The following is a 5,463-nucleotide window of genomic DNA, read 5'->3' as shown; positions in this document are numbered from 1 at the left end:
CCGAACCCCCTGGCACCCGAACCCCCGGCCGGAGAGCACCGGCATCATAGGGAGGGAACGCAGCCACACGACGGGAACGCGCATGACCGGAGCAGTCGAGACGGGCGCCAGGAAGAGCGCGGACGGCCGGGCCTCCGCGCTCGCGCTCTCGCTCGCGACCCAGATCAGCGAGCTGGCGCGGACGGGCGGCCTGGACGAGGGCGCGCACCTGACCGAGCAGTGGATCGCCGACCGGCTCCAGGTGTCGCGGTCCCCGGTGCGGCGCGCGCTGGCGCTGCTGGACGAGATGGGGATCGTCGAGCACATCCCGAACCGGGGGTACTTCCTCACCCGGCCGGGCAGCGAACTGGCCTCCGTGGACGCCGTTCCGGAGCGGGACGGGCAGGAGGACCTGTACTTCCGCGTGGTGGACGACTTCCTCAACGACCGGCTCGACCGGGAGTTCACGGCCGCGGAGATCGCGCGCCGCCACGGGGTGGCGGCCCGGCACGTGCAGCGGGTCCTGGTCCGGATGGAGGCCGAGGACCTGGTGCGGCGGCGGACGGGCCGCGGCTGGGAGTTCCAGGAGGTGCTCTCCACCGCGGAGGGGCACGACCACAGCTACCGGTTCCGGATGATCGTGGAACCCGCCGCGCTGCTGGAGCCGGGGTTCGCGGTGGACGCGGAGGCCTTCGCGCTCCACCGGGAGCGCCAGGAGGGCCTGGTACGGGGCAGGGCGCTGTCGTCGGCGCGCGGCACCCTGTTCCAGACGGGGGCGGAGTTCCACGAGATGCTCGTGGGATGCGCGAACAACCCGGTCCTGCTCGACGCGGTGCGTCGGCAGAACCGGGTGCGCAGGCTCATCGAGTACCGTCACCAGGTGGACCGCACGCGGATGGTGCACCAGGCCCGCGAGCACCTGCTCCTGATGGACCTGCTCCAGGAGGGGCGGATCGAGGAGGCCTCCCGGGCCCTGCGCGCGCACCTGGACCGGGTCCGGTGGATCAAGACCGGGATCGGCGCGGAGCCGCCCGCCCTGCTGTGACGGACGGCCCTCCCGTGGCCGGTCCCCGGCACGCGCGCGGCCACGGCCGGGGACCTCCGCACCCCCGGTTCGGCGGGCCGAGCGGGCGGGCGTTCACCGGTCCGGGACGGCCTCAGACGGGACGGCGGTCCGCGAAGCGGCGCGCCACATAGGGCATCGTGCCCCCGTGCCGCAGGTAGGCGACCTCGTGCCCCGAGTCCAGGCGCAGCAGCACCGTGTGCTCCCGAGCGCTCCCGTCGGCCCCGGTGACCCTGAGGACGAGCGGCGTCACCCCCACCCCGATCCCGCCGAGCCCGAGGACGGTCAGGCGCTCGCCGCCGTCGAGCCCCAGGTCGGCCGCGGTGCTCCCCTCGGGGAACAGCAGCGGCAGGACCCCCATGCCGATGAGGTTGCTGCGGTGGATGCGCTCGAAGCTCTCCGCGATCACCGCCCGCACGCCCAGCAGGGCCTGGACCTTGGCCGCGACGTCGCGGCTCGACCCCGTCCCGTAGGACCGGCCCGCCAGGACCACCAGGTCCACCCCGGCCTCGCGGTAGGTCGCGGCGGCGTGGAAGACCGGTTCCACGCGCGAGCCGTCGAGGACGCGGGCGTGCCCTCCCCTGCCGCGTTCGCCCTCCGGCAGGAGCAGGTTGGCCACGGCCGGGTTGGTGAAGGCGCCGCGCAGCATCACCTCGGGGTTGCTGCGCCGGGTGGAGTACTGGTTGAGGTCGCGCGGTTCGGTGCCCCGTTCCCGCAGGTAGGCACCGGCCAGGCTGTCACGGGGGATGGCCCCGGCCGGTGAGATGTGGTCGGTGGTGACGTGGTCGCCCAGCCACAGCAGGACCCGGGCGTCCTCGACCCGGACCTCGCTGCCCGGTTCGGGGCGCACGCCGGTGAGGTAGGGCGGTCGGCGGATGTAGGTGGAGTGTTCGTTCCAGGGGAAGAGCGTGCTCCCGGCCGCGTCCAGCGCCCGCCACTGCTCGGTGCCCTCCCAGACCTCGGCGGCGTTCTCCCGGAAGGCCTGCGGGTCGACCGCCTTCTCCGCGACGCGCGCGACCTCCTCGTCGTCGGGCCACAGGTCCGCCAGGTGCACCGGGTTCCCGTCGCGGTCGTGGCCGAGCGGCTCGGCGGCGAAGTCGTGCAGGACCGTTCCGGCCAGGGCGTAGGCCACGACGAGGGGCGGCGAGGCCAGGTAGGCGTGCGAGACGCGCGGGTTGACCCGGCCGGGGAAGTTGCGGTTGCCGGACAGCACGGCCGCGGCCTCCAGTCCCTCCCCGGCCAGTCCCTCCAGTTCGGGGACGAGGGGGCCGGAGTTGCCGATGCAGGTCATGCAGCCGAAGCCGACGGTGTGGAAACCGGCCGCCTCCAGGGGCTCCATCAGCCCGGCCTTCTCCAGGTAGCCGACCACCACCCGCGAGCCCGGGGACAGGGTGGTCTTGACCCAGGGCTTGACGCGCAGGCCGCGTTCCATGGCCCGTGCCGCGAGCAGACCCGCCTGGATCATCAGCGCGGGGTTGGCGGTGTTGGTGCAGCTGGTGATGGCGGCGATGCCCACGGGTCCGCGCGGGAGGGGCTCGCCGAAGACGTCCTCCCCCGTCGCCGCGCCCGAGGCGCCGTCCGTGCCGGGGCGGGGAGCCGGGACCGGGTCCGGGGCCGAGTTCAGATCCGAGGCCGCGGCCGGGCCCGCGTCCGTGCTCGCGCCCGCCACCGTGTCGGGGGCCGGAACGCTCTCCGGCGCGGACGCGGTCTCCAGGAAGGACGCGGGCACCCGGGACAGCGGAACGCGCTGGTCGGGGCGGTGCGGCCCGGCCAGGCAGGGCTCCACCGCGTCCAGGTCGAACTCCACGAGCCGGTCGAAGCGCGGCTCCGGGGAGTCCGCGCCGCGCACCAGCCCCTGGGCGCGCATGTAGGCGTCCACCGCCTCCACGTGCCCGTCCTCGCGCCCGGTCAGGAGCAGGTAGTCGCGGACCTCGCGGTCGTAGGGGAAGTAGGCGCACGTGGCGCCGTACTCGGGCGCCATGTTCGCCACCGCCGCGCGCGCCGACCAGGACAGGCCGTCGATCCCCGGCCCGCAGAACTCCACGAACGCGTCCACGACGCCGGTCGCGCGCAGCAGCTCGGTCAGCGTCAGCGCCAGGTCGGTGGCGGTGACGCCGCGCCGCAGGCCCCCGGTGAGCCGGACGCCGACGACCTCGGGGAAGTTGAGCATCACGGGTTCGCCGAGCATGGCGGCCTGCGCCTGGAGGCCGCCCACACCCCAGCCCAGGACGCCGATGGCGTTGATCATCGGCGTGTGGCTGTCGGTGGCCACGAGGACGTCGGGGTGCAGGAGGTCGGGGCCGTCGCCGCCGTCCTCGCGCCAGACCACGCGGGCGAGGGTCTCCATGTTGACCTGGTGGATGATGCCCCGGCCCGGGGGGACCACGCGGAAGCCGCGCACGCTGCGCTCGGCCCACTTGACGAACTCGTACCGCTCGGCGTTGCGGCGGAAGTCGATGTCGAGGTTGCGGGCGAAGGCGGCCACCGAACCGTGCGCCTCGGCGATCACGGAGTGGTCCACGACCAGGTCGGTGGCGATCACCGGGTTGACGTCCGCTGCGTCGCCGCCCAGTTCGGTGACCGTGTCGCGCAGGGCGGCCAGGTCGGTGAGCGTGGGCAGGCACGTGGTGTCGTGCAGCATCATCCGGTTGGGGTGGAAGGGGACCTCGCAGTCCCCTCTGCCCGAGCGCACGCGGGCGAGCACCGCGGGCAGGGCCTCGGGCGCCCGGCGGGCCACGTTCTCCACCAGGACGCGGACCGTGTAGGGCGCGCGGTCCAGCTCGTCGGGGGTGAGCAGCCGGTCGAGCGCGACGTAGCGGAACTCGCTTCCGGCCGCGTTGAGTACCGCTGTCGCGGCGGTTCTGGCGGTTGTGGCCACGGATTCGTCCATCGTCCCCCCACGCTGGTCCTCGGGTGCGCCGGTTCCCGGAGCCCCATGATTGTTCTAGCAAAGAGACTAGTACAAAGTAGAAACACCTGGCGGATCCAGCCCCTGGGAGCGGCCGCCCGGCCCTTCGAGGCATCCCGCCAGGTCGCGACCGACCCTCGCCCTCCGCCGCACCCTTGTACTCGCAGCGGGCTTGGACGCCCGAACCTCGCCACAACCACGAGACCACCTGCGTCGGAACGCCGCGCGCCGCGCCGGCCGCGCCCCCGTCGACCCTTGACCCCACGCGGGGAGAACCGGGAAGCTCCCGAGGGGTGACGAGCACTGATCTCGGGTCCCGCATATTGCACTCGCGTTCATCTTGGTGCAATATCTCCAGGTGTGTGCCCCGCCTCACGAGGCACACGTCACACAGGGACCGGGCCCCGGCACCGGTCACTCGACCCGTGGGGGACAGCAATGCAGATAACGGCTCCGAGCCGACGCGAGGCGATCGCGGGTGCGATCGGAGCGGTCGCCCTCGCCGGTGCCCTGGTGGAGGTCCGCGCTGGCGAGACCTCCCGTGAAGCGCGTACGGGCGGTGGGCGCCTGGAGATGGTGGTTCCCGCCGCGGCGGGCGGCGGCTTCGACACCGTCGCCCGGCAGACGCAGTACGCGCTCCAGCAGAACGGCCTGGCCAGCGGGGTCGAGGTGCTCAACCTGCCCGGTGGCGGCGGCACCGTCGGCCTCAACCACACGGCGCAGCAGAGCGGGCGCGGGGACGTGCTCATGGTGATGGGCAGCTCGATCCTGGGCGGCATCGAGATCACCGGTTCGCGGACCACCCTGGCCGACGTCACGCCCCTGGCCCGGCTGGCCGAGGACTACATCGTGGTCGCGGTCCGCCAGGACTCCCCGCTGCGGACCCTGGAGGACCTGGCCGCGGCCTGGACCGGGGCGCCCCGCGACCTCGTGGTGGGCGGGGGCGCCATCGGCACCTCGGACCACCTGCTGGCCGCGCTGATGCTCGACGGGCTCGGGGTCTCGCCCTCCGAACTGAACTACATCGTCTACTCGGGCGACGGCGAGGTGCTCACCTCCCTGCTGTCGCACACCTCCGACATCGCGGTGTCCAGCTACAACGGCTTCCAGTCGCAGATCGAGGCCGGGGAGGTGCGGGCGCTGGCCGTCTCCGCCGCCGAACCGCTGCCCGGCGTGGACGTCCCCACCCTGCGCGAGGCGGGCATGGACCTGGACCTGGCCAACTGGCGCGGCCTGGCCGCGCCGGGCGGGCTGGACGAGGACCAGCGCGAGGTCCTGCTGGACCTGACCCACGCGCTGGTCGGGACGCCGGAGTGGCAGGAGGCCGTGGAGCGCTTCGGGTGGCGGGAGGCGTTCGTCGCCGGGGAGGACTTCGACGCGTTCCTCACCGAGGAGACCGCGCGCCTGGAGCAGATCATCGAGGGATTGGGACTGTCGTGACCCGAGAAAGACCCGCCGGGGTGCAGTCCCCGGACACCGACGCGGAGACCGGCACGGACACCGGGTCCGGGGC

General features: G+C 73.6%; 3 protein-coding genes. 2 read left to right on the top strand and 1 reads right to left on the bottom strand.

Features of this window, described 5'->3' with window-relative positions:
• Positions 1 to 82 precede the first annotated feature (82 nt).
• Positions 83 to 1,024 carry a GntR family transcriptional regulator gene (locus DQW06_RS08975; protein WP_013152051.1) on the top strand — a complete coding sequence of 314 codons (942 nt, stop codon included), beginning with the start codon at positions 83 to 85 and terminating at the stop codon, positions 1,022 to 1,024.
• A gap of 112 nt (positions 1,025 to 1,136) precedes the next feature.
• On the opposite strand, the gene DQW06_RS08970 is transcribed toward DQW06_RS08975, so the two are convergent.
• Complete coding sequence (locus tag DQW06_RS08970) at positions 1,137 to 3,920, bottom strand: aconitate hydratase (RefSeq protein WP_232832985.1); 2,784 nt, start codon at positions 3,918 to 3,920, stop codon at positions 1,137 to 1,139.
• A gap of 468 nt (positions 3,921 to 4,388) precedes the next feature.
• Here DQW06_RS08970 and DQW06_RS08965 point away from each other — a divergent pair, with 468 nt between their 5' ends.
• The gene (locus DQW06_RS08965) at positions 4,389 to 5,390 is read left to right on the top strand and encodes a tripartite tricarboxylate transporter substrate binding protein (RefSeq protein ID WP_117198280.1); all 1,002 of its coding nucleotides are present in this window, start codon (positions 4,389 to 4,391) and stop codon (positions 5,388 to 5,390) included.
• Positions 5,391 to 5,463: the final 73 nt, after the last annotated feature.

The sequence above is a fragment of the Nocardiopsis sp. TNDT3 genome (assembly GCF_003427465.1).
GTDB lineage: Bacteria > Actinomycetota > Actinomycetes > Streptosporangiales > Streptosporangiaceae > Nocardiopsis > Nocardiopsis dassonvillei.
Note: the sequence above shows the minus strand (reverse complement) of the source record. Positions and strands in the feature narration are given on the sequence as shown.

Coding starts and splice junctions, on each gene's coding strand:
- DQW06_RS08975 (WP_013152051.1), top strand. CDS start 83: ATGACCGGAGCAGTCGAGACGGGCGCCAGGAAGAGCGCGGACGGCCGG.
- DQW06_RS08965 (WP_117198280.1), top strand. CDS start 4,389: ATGCAGATAACGGCTCCGAGCCGACGCGAGGCGATCGCGGGTGCGATC.